The organism is Kribbella sp. NPDC048928 (genome assembly GCF_043197975.1).
Taxonomy (GTDB): domain Bacteria; phylum Actinomycetota; class Actinomycetes; order Propionibacteriales; family Kribbellaceae; genus Kribbella.
This window is the reverse complement of sequence record NZ_JBICUC010000003.1, coordinates 729974-749062: the sequence shown is the minus strand read 5'-3', so window position 1 is coordinate 749062 and position 19089 is coordinate 729974. Positions and strand designations below refer to the sequence as shown.

The 19089-nt window shown below is 69.4% G+C and carries 13 protein-coding genes; 6 read left to right on the top strand and 7 right to left on the bottom strand.

Annotation, left to right across the window (positions count from 1 at the left end):
- Nucleotides 1–1887 carry a 1-deoxy-D-xylulose-5-phosphate synthase gene (gene dxs, locus ACGFI6_RS16985; protein WP_393119394.1) on the bottom strand — a complete coding sequence of 629 codons (1887 nt, stop codon included), beginning with the start codon at nt 1885–1887 and terminating at the stop codon, nt 1–3.
- A 116-nt stretch (nt 1888–2003) separates the two neighbouring features.
- On the opposite strand from dxs, the gene ACGFI6_RS16980 reads away from it, so the two are divergent.
- Genes ACGFI6_RS16980 through ACGFI6_RS16965 form a run of 4 tightly spaced genes read left to right on the top strand, consistent with a single transcriptional unit; the run spans nt 2004 to nt 5764 of the window.
- Complete coding sequence (locus ACGFI6_RS16980) at nt 2004–2504, top strand: DUF402 domain-containing protein (protein ID WP_393119751.1); 501 nt, start codon at nt 2004–2006, stop codon at nt 2502–2504.
- A gap of 13 nt (nt 2505–2517) precedes the next feature.
- Nucleotides 2518–2844, top strand: coding sequence for a hypothetical protein (locus tag ACGFI6_RS16975; protein ID WP_393119392.1), 327 nt, complete (start codon nt 2518–2520; stop codon nt 2842–2844).
- A 3-nt stretch (nt 2845–2847) separates the two neighbouring features.
- Nucleotides 2848–5244 (top strand): DUF4132 domain-containing protein, encoded by a 2397-nt coding sequence (locus tag ACGFI6_RS16970; protein ID WP_393119391.1) that lies wholly within the window; start codon nt 2848–2850, stop codon nt 5242–5244.
- A gap of 25 nt (nt 5245–5269) precedes the next feature.
- Nucleotides 5270–5764: a DUF402 domain-containing protein gene (locus tag ACGFI6_RS16965; RefSeq protein WP_393119389.1), complete on the top strand. Its 495-nt coding sequence runs from the start codon at nt 5270–5272 to the stop codon at nt 5762–5764.
- Here ACGFI6_RS16965 and ACGFI6_RS16960 read toward each other — a convergent pair.
- The gene (locus ACGFI6_RS16960; RefSeq protein ID WP_393119387.1) at nt 5761–7284 is read right to left on the bottom strand and encodes a CocE/NonD family hydrolase; all 1524 of its coding nucleotides are present in this window, start codon (nt 7282–7284) and stop codon (nt 5761–5763) included. The genes ACGFI6_RS16965 and ACGFI6_RS16960 overlap by 4 nt on opposite strands.
- 169 nt (nt 7285–7453) lie before the next feature.
- On the opposite strand from ACGFI6_RS16960, the gene ACGFI6_RS16955 reads away from it, so the two are divergent.
- Together ACGFI6_RS16955 and ACGFI6_RS16950 are read left to right on the top strand one after the other, a co-directional pair.
- Nucleotides 7454–9361, top strand: a complete 1908-nt coding sequence (locus ACGFI6_RS16955; protein WP_393119386.1) for a Na+/H+ antiporter — start codon at nt 7454–7456, stop codon at nt 9359–9361.
- Nucleotides 9361–9777: an HIT family protein gene (locus ACGFI6_RS16950; RefSeq protein WP_393119384.1), complete on the top strand. Its 417-nt coding sequence runs from the start codon at nt 9361–9363 to the stop codon at nt 9775–9777. The genes ACGFI6_RS16955 and ACGFI6_RS16950 overlap by 1 nt, the downstream gene beginning before the upstream one ends.
- A 509-nt stretch (nt 9778–10286) precedes the next feature.
- Here ACGFI6_RS16950 and ACGFI6_RS16945 read toward each other — a convergent pair.
- From ACGFI6_RS16945 to ACGFI6_RS16925, 5 genes are all read right to left on the bottom strand, one after another.
- Complete coding sequence (locus ACGFI6_RS16945; protein ID WP_393119382.1) at nt 10287–10805, bottom strand: GNAT family N-acetyltransferase; 519 nt, start codon at nt 10803–10805, stop codon at nt 10287–10289.
- Complete coding sequence (locus ACGFI6_RS16940) at nt 10786–11343, bottom strand: HEAT repeat domain-containing protein (RefSeq protein WP_393119380.1); 558 nt, start codon at nt 11341–11343, stop codon at nt 10786–10788. The genes ACGFI6_RS16945 and ACGFI6_RS16940 overlap by 20 nt, the downstream gene beginning before the upstream one ends.
- 168 nt (nt 11344–11511) lie before the next feature.
- Nucleotides 11512–14286 carry an aconitate hydratase AcnA gene (gene acnA, locus ACGFI6_RS16935; protein WP_393119378.1) on the bottom strand — a complete coding sequence of 925 codons (2775 nt, stop codon included), beginning with the start codon at nt 14284–14286 and terminating at the stop codon, nt 11512–11514.
- Between the two features lie 146 nt (nt 14287–14432).
- Nucleotides 14433–15365 carry an LLM class F420-dependent oxidoreductase gene (locus ACGFI6_RS16930; RefSeq protein WP_393119376.1) on the bottom strand — a complete coding sequence of 311 codons (933 nt, stop codon included), beginning with the start codon at nt 15363–15365 and terminating at the stop codon, nt 14433–14435.
- A gap of 10 nt (nt 15366–15375) precedes the next feature.
- The gene (locus ACGFI6_RS16925) at nt 15376–19044 is read right to left on the bottom strand and encodes a hypothetical protein (RefSeq protein ID WP_393119374.1); all 3669 of its coding nucleotides are present in this window, start codon (nt 19042–19044) and stop codon (nt 15376–15378) included.
- Nucleotides 19045–19089: the final 45 nt, after the last annotated feature.

Here is a 19089-nt window from a genome sequence, read left to right as displayed (position 1 = left end):
CTAGGCGTTACGGCCGCCGGCCGGATCCGGCTCGGTGAGCGCGGCGCCGTCGTGCCTGGTCAGCTGCTCCGTGATCTCCCGGGCCACTTCCTGGCCGGTCAGTCCGATCTCCTGCAGTACGGCGGCGCGCTTGGCGTGCTCCAGGAACCGCTGCGGCACACCGAAGTCGCGCAGCGGCGTCTGCACCCCGCCGTCCCGCAACGCCTGGGCGATCATTGAACCGCAGCCACCCGCGCGGCCGTTGTCCTCGATCGTGACGAGCAGCTTGAAGTCCGCGGCGAGCTCGACGAGCTTCGGGTCGACGGGCTTCACCCACCGGGGGTCGACGACAGTGACGCCGAAGCCGTGGGCCTCCAGGCGCTGCGCGACGTCGATCGCGGTCGCGGCCATCGCCCCGATCCCGACCAGGAGCACGTCGTTGCCGGAGCGATGCAGCACGTCGATCGGCCCGATGCGGTCGATCGCCTCGATGTCCGGGAACACCTCGCCCTTCGCGTATCGCAGGACGGTCGGGGCGTCGTCCACCTCGATCGCCTCGTTCAGCAGTTCCTGCACGCGTTTACCGTCCCGTGGCGCGGCGAGCCGCAGGCCCGGGACGATCTGCAGCAGGGACATGTCCCACATGCCGTTGTGGCTCGGGCCGTCGTCACCGGTCACACCGGCGCGGTCGAGCACGAACGTGACGCCGCACTTGTGCAGGGCGACGTCCAGCAGCAGCTGGTCGAAGGCGCGGTTCAGGAACGTGGAGTACAGCGCGATGACCGGGTGCATGCCGCCGAGCGCGAGACCGGCAGCGCTCGTCACCGCGTGCTGCTCCGCGATCCCGACGTCGAAGAACCGGTCCGGGAACTCCTCGGCGAACGCGGCCAGGCCGACCGGGTGCTCCATGGCGGCGGTGATCGCGACCACGTCCGGCCGGTGGTGGCCGATCTTCACCAGCTCGTCGGAGAACACGTCCGTCCAGCCACGCGGCTTGTTGGCCGGGCGGATCTGGTGGAGGTTGTCCTCCTCGTCCTCCTCCGCGGCCGCGTACCCATAGCCCTTCTTGGTGACCGCGTGCACGATCACCGGACCGCCGAACGCCTTCGCGTTGCGCAGCGCGTCCTCGAGCGCCTGCCGGTCGTGCCCGTCCACCGGGCCGACGTACTTCAGGCCGAGGTCCTCGAACATGCCCTGCGGGGCGAGCATGTCCTTGAGGCCCTTCTTCACCCCGTGCAGCACCTCGTACATCGGAGCGCCGACGTACGGCGTCCGGCCGAGGTTCTTCTTGATCAGGTCGAGGATCTTCTCGTACCGCGGGTTCGTGCGCAGGCTGGTCAGGTGGGTCGCGAGACCGCCGACGGTCGGGCTGTACGAACGGCCGTTGTCGTTCACGATGATGACCAGCTTCAGGTCCTGGGCGGCGGCGATGTTGTTCAGCGCCTCCCAGGCCATGCCGCCGGTCAGGCCGCCGTCACCGATCAGCGCGACCACGTACCGGTCCTCGTGCCGGATCCGGAACGCCTTCGCCAGGCCGTCGGCGTACGAGAGCGCGGTCGAGGCGTGGCTGTTCTCGACGATGTCGTGGTCGGACTCCGCCTGGCTCGGGTACCCCGACAGGCCGCCCTGCTGGCGGAGGGTGTCGAACTTCGGCGCGCGGCCGGTCAGCAGCTTGTGGACGTACGTCTGGTGGCCGGTGTCATAGACCAGGCGGTCGCGTGGCGAGTCGAACACGCGGTGCATCGCCAGCGTGATCTCGACCATGCCGAGGTTCGGTCCGAGGTGGCCGCCGGTCCGGGTCACGGTCTCGACCAGCACGTCGCGGATCTCCGACGCGAGTTCGGTCAGCTGTTGATCGGTCAGCTCCTTGAGGTCCTCCGGACCCCCCACCGTCTCCAGCACGCGCATCGAGCTCCTCCCGCGGGTCGTTCTCGAATGCTTGAGTCTATGCACACTCCAAGACGCTACCTGGGAGTGGCTGGTTCGAAGGTGTGTCAGGTCTCACTTAGGGTGATCAGGTGGAGATGGTGACGACGTTGTTCCGCAAGTACGACGGGCAGCCGCACCGCCTGCTCGAGGCGATCCGGCTGGGCGAGGACGAGCACGGCCTCTGGGTCGGATCGCTGCCCGGGAGCCAGGGTCAGCGCGCCGACGGGAACTGGCAGACGATCGACCACTACCGGGTCCGGCTGTTCCCCCGCGGGCAGTGGTGGAGCGCCCTGTTCAACGACACCCCGCACCAGACCGCGATCTACTGCGACATCACCATGCCGGCCGAGTTCGGCGTCGACTCGGTGACCGCGGTCGACCTGGACCTCGACATCCGCCTGCTCCGCGACGGCTCTGTGCACGTGGTGGACGAGGACGAGTTCCACGAGCACCAGATCCGCTACGGCTACCCGCCCCAGGTGATCGCCACCGCCCAGGCCGTCTGCAACCACCTGGCCACCACCATCACCACCGCAGAACCCTTCCTGACCGCCTACAAGCCCTACCTGGAGCAACTCCGCGCCCTCGGCAGCTGACTATGCTGCGCGGGTGGGGATCACTGTGCAGATCATTGACGTGTCGGGGACCGGGCGGGTGGGCACGACCACGGTCCTGGAGGGCATTCCTGACGAGATCACCCTGCGCGATCTCGTCCGGACCAGGGTGCGCGAGGAGGTCGCCCGGTCGAACGCGGCGCCGGAGCAGCGCCGGGTCGACTGGGAGCCGCAGGCCGACCGGGCGATCGAGGCGTTCGAACGCAACGGGTTCTTCGTGCTGATCGACGACCGGCAGGTCACCGAGCTCGACGAGGAGCTGACGCTGACCGCGGACTCCGACATCCGGTTCGTCCGCCTGGTCCAGCTGGCCGGGGGCTGAGCCGTGCAGGACACAGCCGCGTCGCTGGTGGCGGCGGCGCTCCGGTCGATCGGTGGCCGCTCGTGGACGACCGAGCCGGAAGCCCGGGCGCTGCCGCAGCTCCAGGCGATCCTGCAGGCGCCAGACGAGCTTCGGCGGGAGTGCATCCTCGCCGCCTCCGACCAGGTCGACAGTTACCACTACGCCAGGCTGCTCTCGGTGATCGCACGGAAGCGCCTCGCGCTGTCGGCGGAGCAGCTCGAGCGGTTGCTGACACCGCGGGCAGCGAAACTCGAGCGACCGCAGTCCTGGTACAGCAGTCAGGCGCTCAGCGCGGTCAGCCGCCAGGTCGAACATGCGTACGCCGCGCTGCCTGCCGCCGAGCAGGAACGGCTGCGGCCGTTGATCGGGCGGGCGATCGACGGCCTCCAGGACCCGCCGACGGCGACCCGGTTGCGGAAGCTGATCGGCCCCGAGGACGGGATCCGGTTCGACCTGATCGACGAGGGTGACGACATCGGCCCTCGGCTCCGCGCCGTCTTCGAGACGGCCGGCGAGTCGAGCGCGACCGCTGCCGCGGTGCTCGACCTGCTCGCGGCGTTCCCGGCCAAGGGCAAGCCGTCGAAGAAGTGGACGGCCGAGGCCGTGCGGGTGATCGGCCTGTTGTCCGCGCCCGGAGCTCTCGCCGGGGCGCTGCTCGATGCTCCACTCGACGCCGCCGACACGGAGAGGCAGTACGAGCGCCATACCTGGACGAGCTACGTCACCCCGGCCAACGAGTCCTTCCTGTGCGGCGCGGTCGCACTGGCGGGCATGGTGCGGGACCCGTCCACGCTGTCCCAGCTCCGTCGTCTCGCCGTGAAGACGGTGACCGTGATCGGCGGCCAGTTCGGCCAGCCGCGCAGTCTCCGGCTCGCGAACGCGTCGGCGCAGGCGATGGTCGAGATCGGCCACCCGCCGTCGATCACCGAACTGCTCGCGCTCGAACGCACCGTGCGGCACGGCACGCTCCTGAAGCAGATCCGCAAGGCGATCGACGTACTGGCCGCCGCGCAGGGCCTGACCCGGGACCAACTGCTGGAGCGAGCCGTCGAGACCCACGACCTGGACGACAACGGCACGCGGACGACACCACTGTCTCGCGGCTCGGCAGTGGTCGTCGTGGACGGCCGTACGGCGTCACTCGAGTACGTCGACGAGAACGGAAAAGCGCGCAAATCAGTCCCGCCGGACGTGAAGGCGGCCGACGCCGACGTACTCGCCGGCATCCGTGACCAGCTGAAGGCGATCCGCAAGACGATCGCCGGTGAGCGGCTGCGGCTCGACGGGCTGATGACCGTCGACCGCAACTGGCCGGTGGAGGATTGGCTCCGGTGGTACCTGAACCATCCGGTCACGGGCCGGCTGACCCGCACGCTCGTGTGGGTCTTCGGCAAAGACGTCGTCGGCATCCCGGTGGATGCACGGACCGCGGTCACGAGTTCGGGCGCCGAGGTCGAGATTCCGGCGGAGGCCGAGGTGCGGCTGTGGCACCCGATCCACGCGACCGCCGAGGAGGTCCGCGGCTGGCGGCAGTACCTTCTGGAGCAGCAGATCGTGCAGCCGTTCAAGCAGGCGTACCGCGAGCTCTACGTGCTGACACCCGCCGAGGAACAGACCCGTGCCTACTCGAACCGCTTCGCCGGGCACATCTTCGGGCAGGTCCAGGCGCGGGCGCTGATGAAGGGCCGTGGGTGGTCGCCGGTCGCGGTCGCGTGGTGGGACGACGGGATCGACAACGGCGTCGCCCGGCGTACCTTCGACGCGGCCGGGATCCGGGCCGAGTTCTACTTCGACCCCATCCACGACCAGGAGCCGACGGCGACCGATCTCTACCCGTACTGCACCAGCGACCAGGTGCGATTCGTCGACGTCCGGACCGACGAGGCGCTGGAACTCGCCCAGGTGCCGGCGCTCGTCCTGACCGAGGTGCTGCGCGACGTCGACCTGTTCGTGGGGGTCACCTCGATCGGGGCCGATCCGGAATGGCTCGACCGCGGCGCCGATCGCCGCTTCGACGGCTACTGGCAGTCGTACGGTTTCGGCGACCTGTCGGCGGCCGGGCAACTCCGTCGCGAGGTGCTCGAACAGCTCGTCCCGCGGCTGGCGATCGCCGACCGGTGCGAGCTCGGCGACCGGTTCCTGACCGTCCGCGGCGACCTCCGGACGTACCGGATCCATCTGGGCAGCGGCAACATCCTGATGTCGCCGAACGACCAGTACCTGTGTATCGTCGCGGCCCGCGACGGCCGGGCGCAGAAGCTGTTCCTGCCGTTCGACGACGACCCCGTCCTGAGCCTGGTCCTCAGCAAGGCGTTCCTGCTCGCGAACGACACCGCGATCAAGGACCCGACGATCACCGCCCAGATCAACCGCCGCTGACCCGCCGCCCGATAAGTTTGGCGTTATGCGTGATGTTCGGGTGGTTTACCGCAAGTACGACGAGAAGCTGCACTGGCATCAGTGGATGCGGCACCTCGGCGAGGACGAGTACGGGGTGTGGCTGGGGGCGCCGGCCGGGTCCGTGTCGCAGCGCGGGGACGAGCTGACGGTGACGCAGGAGCAGGCGCATGTGCAGTTGTTCCCGCGGGACAAGTGGTTCACGGCGATCTTCAACGACGCGCCGCGGTACACCGAGATCTACGCCGATATCACCACGCCGGTCGAGTTCTCCGACGACAAGGTCACGATGATCGACCTCGACCTGGACGTCATCAAGCGCCGCGACGGGACGGTGTTCGTGGACGACGAGGACGAGTTCGCGGAGCACCAGATCAAGTACTCGTACCCGCCGGACGTGATCGCGACCGCGCAGCAGACCTGCGACTGGCTGGTCCAGGCCGTGTCGACCGACGAGCCGTTCCTGACCGTCTACAAGACCCACCTGGACAAGATCCGCTAGCGCACCTGATGGACGCTGAGGGATCCGTTCTTGAGCATCATCACGCCCGGGAGCGGGCCGCGCTGGCCGGCGTACATGTCCGCGACCGGGGCGACCGTCAGGTAGAGGTTCTGCCCGGCCGGGACGTCGACCGCGATCGCGGGTAGCTCGAACGTTCGCCGTACGCCGCGTGCGGTGTGCTTCTCGCGCAGCGGCATGGTGTTGTTCTGTACGACCTTCGCGGTCAGTGGGTTCTTGCCGACGCTGAGTGCGAAGTACGCCGCCGACTGTGGGACGACCGTGTACACGTTCGCGGTCACCGTGGGCGTACCGGCGACCGTGATCGGGCCCTTCGCGATCGGCAGGCTGACGGGCAGGCCGACGCCGGTCGGTACGACGATCTTGCCCAGCGGGTAGCGCTTGTTCGGCGTCAGGCTCCGTTGCGTGAGGCAACGCCCGGCGGCGGTCGAGAGGTGGTACGCGCCGAAGCCGGACAGCCCGGTCGGCTTGTGCAGCAACTGCAGCTGCATGAACCGGATCGACAGGCTGGAGAAGTTCGGTGAGCCGAGGGCGATCGAGCACGGGTCGCCCGCGGTCGCGTAGCCGGGCGGTACGACGCTGGGCAACGTGTGGCCGCCGTTGTAGCCGACGAAGATCGAACGCGCCCGGGCCCGCGACGTCAGCGCGCGGTCGAAGTTCGCCAGGCCCTGGTTGAGGTTGAACAGGTTGTCGGAGATGCCCTGCCCGAACAGCACCGGGATGTCGAGCTTGCGGCCCTGCTGCACGTGCCATGCCGGGCCGTTGTGGGCGAAGAACGCGTCCAGCTCACGCCCTGCCTTCCCACTCGGCCAGGTACCGGTCGCGATCAGCGCGACGAACGCGGCCGAGACCGCCGGCGGCAGGTGCGTACCGCCGCCGGCGAACAGGATCGACAGCCACAGCGTCCGGGCCGCCTCCTGCGGCGCGAGGCTCTGCTTGAGATCCCACCAGGTGATCTCCGGCGCGAGTGCGTCGAACCGGGTCGCGCCGCGGTCGCGGAGCTCGGTGAAGGCGCCGGCGAACTGGTACCCGCCGCCGTACGAACCGCCGATCGCGCCGATCAGCGGGTCACCGGGTCGTTGCTTCGTCACCCAGTCCAGGCCGGCGACCAGGTCGACGAGCCTGACCACGTCGCGGCCCTCGTAGTCCGGGTTCATCACGTGCGCGACGCCGGTCGACTGCCCGAAGCTCCGCTGGTCGAAGCTCAGCACGCCGAACCCGGCATCCAGCCAGGCCTTGAACGCCGCCGGGTCCGTGGTCCGGCTGCCGCCCCACCCGTGGCTGTGGAAGATCAGCGGCACGGTGTGCTGGGCGGAGGCGGTCGCGGGCTTGAACAACGAGTAGCAGATCTTCACCGGTGTCGACGTGCCGGGCTCCGGCACCGACGCGACACATCCGTTGCTGACCGTACTCGACGCCGCCGTACTCGATGCTGCCGCCGGGACCACCGGCGACAGGAGCAGCGCGACCACAGCGGCCAGGGCAAGCACACGACGACGCATCAAGTCACTCCTGGTGATCGACGGATCCCGCTCCGCACACGCTAGAGGACGGCTCGGGTACTGACCAGACCCCGTACCGGATCCTGCACTGGATCCCGTACCAGACCCTGGGCTCAGCCGTCGGCGAACCGATGGGTGGAAACCGCGGCCGCGCTGCGACACTGTGCCCGTGCATATCGCGATCGAGGTCGTAGCCCTTGTCGCCGTCGTCGCGGCCGGGGCGGCGCTGGCCCGGCGGACCGGTATCTCGGCTCGGCTGCTGCTCGTGGTCGTCGGGATCGCCGCGTCGTACCTGCCGTTCATCCCGCGCGTCGAGCTTGCGCCCGAAGTGGTGCTCGTCGGTTTCCTGCCGCCGTTGCTGTACTCGGCCGCCATCAAGACCAGCCTGATCGACTTCACCAAGCACCGGCGGTCGATCGGGCTGCTGTCGGTCGGCCTGGTGGCGTTCACCGCACTCGGCGTCGGTGTGGTCGTGTGGTGGCTGCTCGGTGCGGTCGCGGACTCGATCGGTCAGAAGCCGGTACCGTTCTGGGCCGCGTTCGCGATCGGCGCCGTCGTCGCGCCGCCCGACGCGGTCGCCGCAACCGCGATCGCCAAGCGCGTCGGCCTGCCCCGCCGGATCGTCACGATCCTCGAGGGCGAGAGCCTGATGAACGACGCGACCGCCCTGGTCTGCCTGCGGACCGCGATCGGCGCGGCGCTGGTCGCCCCGACCTGGTGGCACGTCGGCCTGGACTTCCTGCGCGCGGCCGGTGGCGGCGTCGTGATCGGCATCATCGTCACGTTCGTGCTGGCGAAGATCCGCCGCCGGTTCACCGATCCGGTGCTCGACACCACGCTCAGCCTGACCGCGCCGTTCGTCGCCTACATCGCGGCGGAGAACCACTACATCCACGCGTCCGGCGTCCTCGCGGTCGTCGTCACCGGCTTGCTGCTCGGCCACAAGGCGCCGATCATCCAGTCGGCCAAGTCGCGGATGTCGGAGCGGACGAACTGGCGGACGTTCCAGTTCCTGCTGGAGAACACGGTCTTCCTGCTGATCGGCCTGCAGACCCGGTGGATCCTCGACGACCTGAGCGCGAGCCCCTTGCCTGCTTGGCTGATCGCCACCACCACGATCGCGGTCTTCGTCGCGGTCGTGCTGCTGCGCCCGATCTGGATCATCCCGACCACGCTGCTGTCGCGGCGCTTCCTCGGGCCGTCGCGCCCGGGTCCGGTGTCCCGGCGGGCGCTGATCGTGGTGTCGTGGGCCGGGATGCGCGGCGTCGTCACGCTCGCGGCGGTCTTCACGCTGCCCGAGAACACGCCGCATCGCGAAGTACTCGTGTTCATCGCGCTGGCCGTCACCGCGGGCACCCTGCTCGTCCAAGGCTCCACGCTCCCCTGGCTCGTACGCCGCCTGGGCCTGCCCGGCCCGGATCCGGCGGAGGACGCGCTGCAGGAGGCCGCCGTACTGCAGGGAGCCCATCGGGCCGCGATCGCGAAGCTCGACGAGCTCTCGGCGCCGACCGATCCGCCGGCGGTGCTCGACGTACTGCGGCAGCGGGGCGAGGCGCGCGCCCAAGCCGCCTGGGAGCGGCTCGGGCGGCCGGAGACCGAGTACGAGACGCCGAGCGAGGCGTACCGGCGGCTGCGGATCGCGATGCTCGACGCGGAACGTACGCACATCCTGAAGGTCCGCGATGCCGGGCTGGTCGCGGACGAGGTGCTGCAGCGGGCGCAGAACGCGCTCGACATCGAGGAGTCGATCCTGGACCGCGACGAGGACGACGACGTCGGCGGGCGCTCCGAGGACCTGCGGCCGAAGGTGCCGCCGGGCGGGGCCTGTGACCATCTCGAGCAGGCGCCGCTCGTGGTCACGCCGAACACGCCCGACGGTTGCGAGGAGTGCCTGGCCGACGGCGGCAGCTGGGTCCATCTGCGGCTGTGCCTCGGCTGCGGTCACGTCGGCTGCTGCGACTCGTCGGTGATGAAGCACGCCAGCAAGCACCACGACGCGACCCAGCACCCGGTGATGCGCAGCTTCGAGCCCGGCGAAACTTGGCGCTGGTGCTTCGTTGACGAGAAGCTGGGCTAATGGCGGATTGTCTGTTCTGTTCCATCATCGCGGGCACGACCCCGGCGCAGATCGTGCTGGACACACCGGACGTGGTCGGGTTCCTCGACGTCCGGCCGGTGTTCAAGGGTCATACGCTGATCGTGCCGCGCACCCACGTACCGACGCTCGTCGAACTGCCGGACGAGCTGACGGTGCCGCTGTTCGGCGCGGCGCGCTCGGTCGCGGACGCGGTCCGGACGGCGTTCGGCGCGCAGGGCTCGTTCGTTGCCGTGAACAACGTCGTGTCCCAGTCGGTGCCGCACCTCCACGTCCATGTCGTGCCGCGCACCAAGGGCGACGGCCTGCGCGGCTTCTTCTGGCCGCGCACCAAGTACACCGACACCGCAGAGGCCGAGGAGTACGCGGGCAAACTACGCGCAGCTCTGGACGCCTGACCGCAACCCCACCCACCCACCCCACCGACGGCCACCTGCCGGCGGCTTGAACAGGAACGCGGGGGGGGCGGTACAGAAAACAACGGCCCTTGTGTCCGATGCGTGGGTGCCGACCCTGGCCGGATATCCACTCGCGTAGAGGGTTCTGCGCTGGTGTAGGAGCAGAGAATCCACATCAGGAGTGGATAACCGGCTCTGCTGCCTTGTGTGCGGGTGGCAGGGTGGCGGGGTGGACAGTTCGACAGGACGTGTCGGTCGGTATCTGGCCGGTGGGTAGTGCACCTGAGCGTCGAAGTGTGCTGCGCGTACGGTGTCTCGGGGTGCACTACCTGTCGAAATGTCGCTGCCGGCCCGGTCGGTTACCTGTCCGAGCCTCCAGTTTCGTCCCGGAACCCCACGCCCGCCTGCGGTCGGTTCACCCACACATACGGCAGGAGAGCCGAAATAGCCTGTGCTGACCCCAGGTTCTGTGTAAGGCACCTGCTTGTGCCCGGTCGGCGCGGGCGTGGTCAGTGCGTGGGGCGTTCGTATTCGACCTGCGGGAGCGGGTTGCCGTCGCCGAAGTCGCGGGTCTGGGTCGCGCCGGTCTCGGTGAAGCCGCACTTGGTGTAGAACCGGCGGGACTGCGGGGTGTCGCGGAGCGTCCACAGGTGGACGCGGTCGTAGCTGTCCGCCTGCAACTGCTGGAGTGTGGCGTCCATCAGGGCCGCGGAGACGCCGCTCCCCCAGCCGTCGGGGTGGGTGTAGAAGCTGTGAATCTCCGCGAACCCCGTACGGCTCTCCGACGCGGACGACCATGACATCGCCAGCGGGCGGGCGCCGACGTACCCGATCATGACCAGCCCGTTGCCGTCGCGTAGCCGGTCGTGCCAGCGGGTCAGTCGGCTCGCGATCCCTTCCTGCGCGACGTCCTCGGAGAACAGTGGTGCGTACGCCGCGCCCCAGGACGCGGCGTGGATCTCCCCCACGGCGGCGCCGTCGGCCGGCGTTGCGAGGCGGGCGGAGATCTCAGTGAACGGATCGGTCAAGGCGGTTCTCCAGGTTCGTGAGAGCTCGATCCACGGCGGCGCGGACCGCCTGATCAGGATCGGCGGCCAGCGGTCCGATCGCGGCGGCGTGCTCGTACTCCCCTGCGGCGCCGACTGCGCGAACAGCCGCGGCGCGGACGCGTGGCAGCTCGTGGTCGAGCATCGGGAGCAGGGCGTCGACCAGCTGACCCAGCTCGCGTTGTGCGGTGATCTTCGCGACGTGCTCCCGCACCCGCCAGGCCGGATCGCTCGCAGCTTGGCGCAGTACGTCCACAAGGTCATCGCGCCATACGTACAGGAACACACGGGCCGCCCACACCCGGATCCAGTAGTAGTTGACCGGATCGACCGGCAACTTCCACCCACCCGGATTCGCCGACCCCGTAATCGCCACCAACCGCGGCAGCGCACCCCCGTACGCCTCCTCGCCGGCGACCTCCCCGGTCAGAAACGCGACGCACCAGTCGATCACCACATCCTCGCCATGCGCAGCACACGCAGCCCGCACAACCTCCCGAGGCGACTCCCGCAAGCTCATCCCCTCAGTAAACCCCGCCCCACCGACACCCCCCACCCACAACCCCGGCCGACTACCGCCCGCCGAGTCGTGGATCCCGGCTCCGAACACGCTGTTCTGAGCACTCAAATCCACGACTCGCAGTTCCGGGCCCGAGCCAATCGCTACGACTCGGCGGCCGGTGGCGGGTCAGCTCGTGATCAGGGAGCGGAGGACGTACTGGAGGATGCCGCCGTTGCGGTAGTAGTCGGCTTCGCCGGGGGTGTCGATGCGGACGACTGCGTCGAACTCCTGGACCGCACCGTCGGGCGCGGTTGCCTTGACGTGGACCGTGCGTGGGATCGAGCCGTCGTTCAGCGCGGTCACGCCGGTGATGTCGAAGGTCTCCTCGCCGGTCAGGCCGAGCGACTCCGCGGTCTCACCCTCCGGGTACTGCAGCGGCAGCACGCCCATGCCGATCAGGTTCGACCGGTGGATGCGCTCGAAGGACTCGGTGATGACGGCCTTCGCGCCGAGCAGCGCGGTGCCCTTGGCGGCCCAGTCCCGCGACGAGCCCGAGCCGTACTCCTTGCCGGCCAGGATCACCAGCGGCGTACCGGCCGCGGCGTACGCCTCGGACGCCTCGTAGATGCTCGTCACCGGCGCGTCGTCCTTGGTGAAGTCACGCGTGAAGCCACCCTCGGTGCCCGGTGCGATCTGGTTGCGCAGCCGGATGTTCGCGAACGTGCCGCGGATCATCACCTCGTGGTTGCCCCGGCGGGAGCCGTACGAGTTGAAGTCCTTGCGGTCCACGCCGTGCTCGGCCAGGTACGTACCGGCCGGGCTGTCGGCCTTGATCGAGCCGGCCGGCGAGATGTGGTCGGTGGTGACCGAGTCGCCCAGCTTGGCCAGGACGCGAGCGCCCGCGATGTCGGTGACCGGCGACGGGTCCTTCGCCATACCGTCGAAGTACGGAGGCTTCCGGACGTACGTCGACTCGCTGTCCCACGCGAACGTCTTGCCCTCGGGCGTCGGCAGCGACTGCCAGCGCTCGTCACCGGCGAACACGTCGGCGTAGTCCTTCGCGAACATCTCCTTGTTGATCGAGGTCGCGATCGTCGCCTCGACCTCGTCCGCGCTCGGCCAGATGTCGGACAGGAACACGTCGTTCCCGTCCGTGTCCTTGCCCAGGGCATCGCTGGAGAAGTCGAAGTCCATGGTGCCGGCGAGCGCGTACGCGATCACCAGCGGCGGCGAGGCGAGGTAGTTCATCTTCACGTCCGGGTTGATCCGGCCCTCGAAGTTCCGGTTGCCGGACAGCACACTCACGACCGCGAGGTCCGCCTCCTGCACGCCCGCCGAGACCGCCTCGGGCAGCGGGCCGGAGTTGCCGATGCAGGTGGTGCAGCCGTACCCGACGAGGTGGAAGCCGAGCTTCTCCAGGTACGGAGTGACGCCGGCCTTCTCGTAGTAGTCGGTGACGACCTTCGACCCCGGCGCGAGCGACGTCTTGACCCACGGCTTCGACGCGAGGCCCTTGTCGACCGCGTTCTTCGCGAGCAGCGCGGCGGCCATCATGACCGACGGGTTCGAGGTGTTGGTGCAGGAGGTGATGCTGGCGATCACGACGTGGCCGTGGTCGAGCTCGACCTCCTGGCCCTCCAGGCTGATCCGGGTCTTCTTCGACGGACGGTCCTTGCCACCGGCAACCTCGTGCGGGTTGTCGTCGGGGTGACCGTGACCGTTCGGCGCGTCGCTGGCCGGGAAGCTCCCGGTCTCCGACGGGTCGACCTCGGTCTCCTCGGTCGCGTAGTCCGGCAGCACGCCGCGGAACGACTCCTTGGCCTTGCTCAGCTCGATCCGGTCCTGCGGGCGCTTCGGGCCGGCGATCGACGGGACGACCGTCGACAGGTCGAGCTCGAGGTACTCGGAGAACCGCGGCTCGACGGCCGGGTTGTGCCAGAGGCCCTGCTCCTTCGCGTACGCCTCGACGAGCGCGACGTCGTCGTCGGAGCGGCCGGTCAGCCGCAGGTAGTCCAGCGTCACGTCGTCGATCGGGAAGATCGCGCAGGTGGAGCCGAACTCCGGGCTCATGTTGCCGATGGTGGCGCGGTTCGCCAGCGGGACCGCCGCGACGCCGTCGCCGTAGAACTCGACGAACTTGCCGACCACACCGTGCTTGCGCAGCATCTGGGTGATCGTCAGCACCACGTCGGTCGCGGTCGCGCCGGCCGGGACGGCGCCGGTCAGCTTGAAGCCGACGACCTTCGGGATCAGCATGCTGACCGGCTGGCCGAGCATCGCGGCCTCGGCCTCGATGCCGCCGACGCCCCAGCCGAGGACGCCGAGGCCGTTCACCATCGTGGTGTGGCTGTCGGTGCCGACGCAGGTGTCCGGGTACGCCTGGCCGTTGCGGACCATCACCGTCCGGGCCAGGTGCTCGATGTTCACCTGGTGCACGATGCCGGTGCCCGGGGGGACGACCTTGAACTCGTCGAACGCGGTCTGGCCCCAGCGCAGGAACTGGTACCGCTCCTTGTTCCGCCCGTACTCGAACTCGACGTTGCGCTCGAAGGCGTCCGGCGTGCCGAACACGTCGATGATGACGGAGTGGTCGATGACCAGCTCGGCCGGCGCCAGCGGGTTGATCTTGGTCGGGTCGCCGCCGAGCTCACCGACCGCCTCGCGCATCGTGGCCAGGTCGACCACGCACGGCACGCCGGTGAAGTCCTGCATGATCACCCGCGCCGGGGTGAACTGGATCTCGGTGTCCGGGGCCGCGTTCTGGTCCCAGTTGCCGAGCTTGCCGATGTGCTCGGCGGTGATGTTCGCGCCGTCCTCGGTGCGCAGCAGGTTCTCCAGCAGGACCTTCAGCGAGTACGGCAGCGTGTCCGCACCCTCGATGCCCGCCAACCTGAAGATCTCGTACGACTGTCCGTTGACCTCGAGTGCCCCCTTGGCACCGAAGCTGTCGACGCTCGCCATCAACCTGCTCCTCTGTCCAGTCCGTGTCCGCTACGGCCCATCCTGCCGACCGCGTTGCCTGCCCACGAGGTCAGGTTCACCTAACCTCGGAGCAGCAAACTCTCTCGACATCAAGATACACGACATCGAGCCAACTTCGAGAGGCCTCAGGAAACCTGTGGAAGGACCTCGGCGGCGATCAGGTCGAGGTGGTCGAGGTCTTGCAGGTCCATGATCTGCACGTACTGACGCTGCGATCCGACCGCCGCGAACTGGCCGAGCCGGTCGACGACCTCGGCCGGCGTACCGGCGATCGCGTTCGCCTTGAGGTCCTCGACGTCGCGACCGATGGCCTCGGCGCGCTGCTTCACCTCGGCGTCGTCCTTGCCGACGACGACGGTGTGGGCCGTCGACAGGGCGAGCGTCTTCGGGTCGCGGCCGGCTGCGGTGCAGGCCGCCTGGACGCGCTTGAACAGGGTCTCCGTGAGCTCGACGCCGCGGAAGCCGGCGTTGAACTCGGCGGCGTACTTCGCGGCGAGCTCCGGCGTCCGCTTCTTGCCCGCACCACCGACGACGATCGGCGGATGCGGCTGCTGGACCGGCTTCGGCAGCGCGGGCGAGTCCGAGATTTGGTAGTGCTTGCCCTGGAAGTCGTACTTCTCGCCCAGCGGCGTGTCCCACAGCCCGGTGATCAGCTCGAGCTGCTCGGTCAGCAGGTCGAAGCGGCCCGGGGTGTCGGGGAAGTCCAGCCCGTACGCCTTGTGCTCCGCCTCGTACCAGCCGGCACCCAGCCCGAGCTCGGCGCGGCCGCCGCTCATCTGGTCGACCTGCGCGACCGAGATCGCGAGCACACCCGGGCTGCGGAACGTGGCCGAGCTGACCAGCGTGCCGAGCTTGATCCGCTTGGTCTCGCGGGCCAGCCCGGCGAGCGTGATCCACGAGTCGGACGGGCCCGGAAGCCCGTCGCCGTCGCCCATCACGAGATAGTGGTCGGACCGGAAGAACGCGTCGAACCCGTTCTCCTCGGTCTTGCGCGCGACGGCGAGAAGGTCGTCGTACGAGGCGCCCTGCTGAGGTTCGGTGAAGATCCTGAGAAGCATGGCGCCAACGCTATCTCGCGCTGGTGTACAGCTTCTCCAGGTACGTCGGTTGCCATTGCGGACCGCGGCTGTACAACCGGCGTACCAGACCGTTGACGTCGAGGCGCTCCTCGACCGGGTTGTCCCACCAGTCCGGGACCTGGTCGTACCAGCGGTCGATCCGTACGGTCCGGCCCGCGGCGTCGATCCGTGCGAACAACCAGCCGCCCGGGTCGCTCTGTGCCTCGGTCAGCCAGAGATCGCCGAGCAGTTCGCTGAGCTTGCCGGTCGCATACTCCGGATCGTCCACCTCCGGCGGCTCGAGATCGAAGCGGTAGGAGGGCGCGTTCGGATCCAGGACCTGCACCTGGATGGTGAATCCGGACGGCACGATCTTCGTCCGCGCCCGGCACCAGTCCCGCAGTGCCTGCTCGGCATCGGACTCCTCGGGCCGAGGCCGCGGCCGCTCCACCTCGGACCGCATAGCTTCCTCGATCGACCCCGCCTCCGGAACCACCCGTGGCTCCCCAGCCCCGACCAGCCCCAACCCCACCATCCCCGCAACCGCACCCACCCCAGCCCCACCAAACACCTCGTGGGCAGGGAACTCCTCGCCCGCACCGAGCTCCGCGTCGTCCGGCAGGTGCGGCGCGTCCTCCGGTGCGACGTCGTACCCGACCGCCTCGATCACACCGGTCGGCTCGTCATCCTCCACCACCGGCACGAACCCAGTGGGCACCTCGTCGTCCGGGTCACCATCAAAGCCGTCAGCGTCACCGCCTCGCACCCCAAGCAACGCGTCGGACCGGCCAGGCAGCCCAGGAACCATCTCCCAGCCACCCTCAAGTTGCTCCCCCTCACCCACGTACTCCGACCGGGACTCAGCCGCATACCCGTAGTGGGGGGCGGCTGTGGGGGTTGTGGGTTCGGGGGTGGGGAGCTGGTCGGGGTCCGGGGCCGGTTGCGGCTCGGGAGCCGGGAGCGGTTCCGGTTCGGGCTCTGGGTGTGGCTGGGGTTCGGGGTCTGGGAGCGGCTCGGGGGCGGGGGCCGGTTCGGGGTCCGGTACTGGGTGAGGTGTTGGTTCTGGGAACGGCTCGGGACTCGGTACCGGGTCGGGTGTTGGCTCCGGGAACGGGTCGGGAAGTGGGCTTGGGGCAGGAGTGGGCTCTGGGGTGGGAACAGGGCCGGGTGTCGGCTCCGGGCGGCCTGGGAACGGGCTGGGGTCCGGTTCGGGGGTTGGCGGCGTGGGCTGGGGCCACGGGGCCGGGTGGGGCTCCGGCTGGGGCCATGGTTCCGGTTGCGGTTGGGGCCATGGCTGGGGTTCGGGGTGAGGCTCAACTTGAGCCTCAGCCTCGTAGTCGTCTCGTACGCCCGATGGCTGGGCCTCGCTCAGATCGTCGACGACCGCCGGGATCTCAGCGGTCTGGTCGTCCTCGTCAACCACCGCATACCCGAGACCACCCGCCTGCTGATCAACTTCCTGCGGCGCGGCCCAGAACTCCTCCACCCCAGGACCCGCCTGCTCGCTCCGCGCCCACTGATACCGAACCTGCTCACCCTGCGCCGGCTCGTAGCCAACCTGCTCACCCTGCGCCGCGTCCTCGTGGCGGGTCGGGTTGGGGTGTGCCAATTCCGGCTGCGCGGCCTCGAGGCCAGTCGGGTCGGGGTGTACCGGCTCCGGCTGCGTCACCTCGGAGCGAGTTGGGTCTGGGTGTGCCTGGTCGGGGTGTGCTGGGTGGGGCTGGTGCGGTTCGGGGGCGGTTACGGGGGCGAAGGGGGATGGGCCGGTGAAGGAGGCTGGTTCTTCTTCGTCGGGTGGGGTGGGGTCTAGTACGGCGGCGATCTCTGCGGTGGGGGCGTCGTCGTCTTCGAGGTCTGCATCCGCGACGTACTGCGAGTCCGCTCCAGCTTCCCGAGCCGACGGGGGCGGTGCGAACGGGGAGCTAGCTGACGGGGGCGGTGCGAACGGGGAGTCAGCGGGCGCTGCGTCGGCGGGTGATGCGGGCGACTGGTTCGAGGGGGTGGCGGGCGGGTGTTCTACCCATTCGCCGTTGATCCAGGCTGGGCCGTTCCAGTCTTCTTCGGCGGCCGGCGCCGGGGCGCCGGCGGTGTCGGCGGTGTCGGTGCTTCCGGGGGCGGTGCTTCCGGGGGCGGTGGTGCCGGTGGCGAAGGGGTTGTACTCGCTGGTGGCTTCCTGGTCGGCCCAGGACTGCTGTTCTGCGGTTTCCCAGTCCTGGTCAGGAGTTGTGGCGGCCGGGGCGGGGGCGTCGGCGAACAGGCTGTTGTAGAAGTCGTCCCCCTCGTAGACACCGCCTCCGACGCGCGGGGGTTCGGCGGAGGGCAGCCTCGGGTCGTACGCCGGATGCTGGAAGCCGGCCGAGTACGCACCGGCCGACGACTGCTGCGCCGCCGAGCCGGGATGCGCCTGGTCGGGGTGTGCCGAGCCGGAGTTCGCCTGGTGGAGGTTCGCCCGGTCGAGGTGCGGCTCGTCCTGGGTTGAAGGGTTGGGGGCCGCGGCGGGGTGTGGGTCTGGGGCTCGGGTTGGGAGCCATGCGCTGGGGGTGTCGTCGGGGAGGTATGTGCCGGGGGCTGCGAGGTCCCTGCTCGGTGGAGTGGGCTCGGGGTCGGGGTCGGGGGCTGCGTCGTGTTTGCGGCGGCGCAGCCAGCCCTGCTTCCGTGGGGTGTCGGCGTGGTCGGAGGGGCGCTCGAACGGGAGACCCATGATCTCCGCGTGACCAGCACCACCATCGGCATCCGCACCAGCACCCACACCACCGCCGGCAGCAGCACCCACACCGCCGGCTCCAGCACCGGCGCCCGCTCCCGCACCGCCCGGTCCCACACCCGCACCGGCACCAGCGCCTGGGCCGGCGGTGGGGGCAGTTGTTGGGGTGGTGGGGTGGGGAGCGGTGATGGGTTGGCCGGTGAAGGGGCTGATGCCGGGTGGGACTACGTACGAGGCCTCGTCCTCCGGCGGGGGGTTGTCTCCGATCACGGGAGCTTCAACGACCGAGACCTCGGCTGTGTCAGGGTCTGTGACAAAACTTGCCGGTTCTGCAAAGTTCCGGGTGAAATCCTCGGCGGCGGCGACGCCCTCGGTGATGTCGGGCTGCAGCGGTGACCGCGGGTCGATGCCGAACGGCGCGAAGAACGCCCCGAGCGCCTCGGCCGTGATCCCCGGCCCGGCCGCGGATCGGATCAGCTGGATGCCGTACGGCCGGAGCTCGTCGAGCCCGCCGAGATAGTCCGCCCACTCCGCGACCCACTCGACCATCTCGTCCGCGGTGGCCTCGTCCGAGGTGATCCACTGCCCGATCGGGGCGAATCCGTCGTCGACCGGCTGCCACGGGTCCCCTGGGTACGACGCGCGCGCCCACGTCGAGTTGAACGCGCCGTACACGAAGCCGAGCTCGCCCGCGGACTGCCGCTGCCGTACCTCCGGCTGCCCGATCCAGTCCGGCGATCCGGCCAGCAGGTCCTCACCGGCGGTCTGGCTGTGCTGGGTGTGGAAACCCCACAGCACCGCCCGCCCGTCCTCGAGCCGGGCCATCCGCAGGATCGACGCGCTCTCGTCCTGGTGGTGGTACCCGTCGGCGTCGGCGTACCACCGGCGGTCGAAGCCCGTGGCATGGGCGACCGCGGCGAGTGCGGACCAGCGGGCGCGCAACTCCTCCGGGTCGTCCAGGTCAACGAGCGGCATCAGGTCTCCAAGCGCATTTGGAATCCAGCCCCAGACGCTACCCGA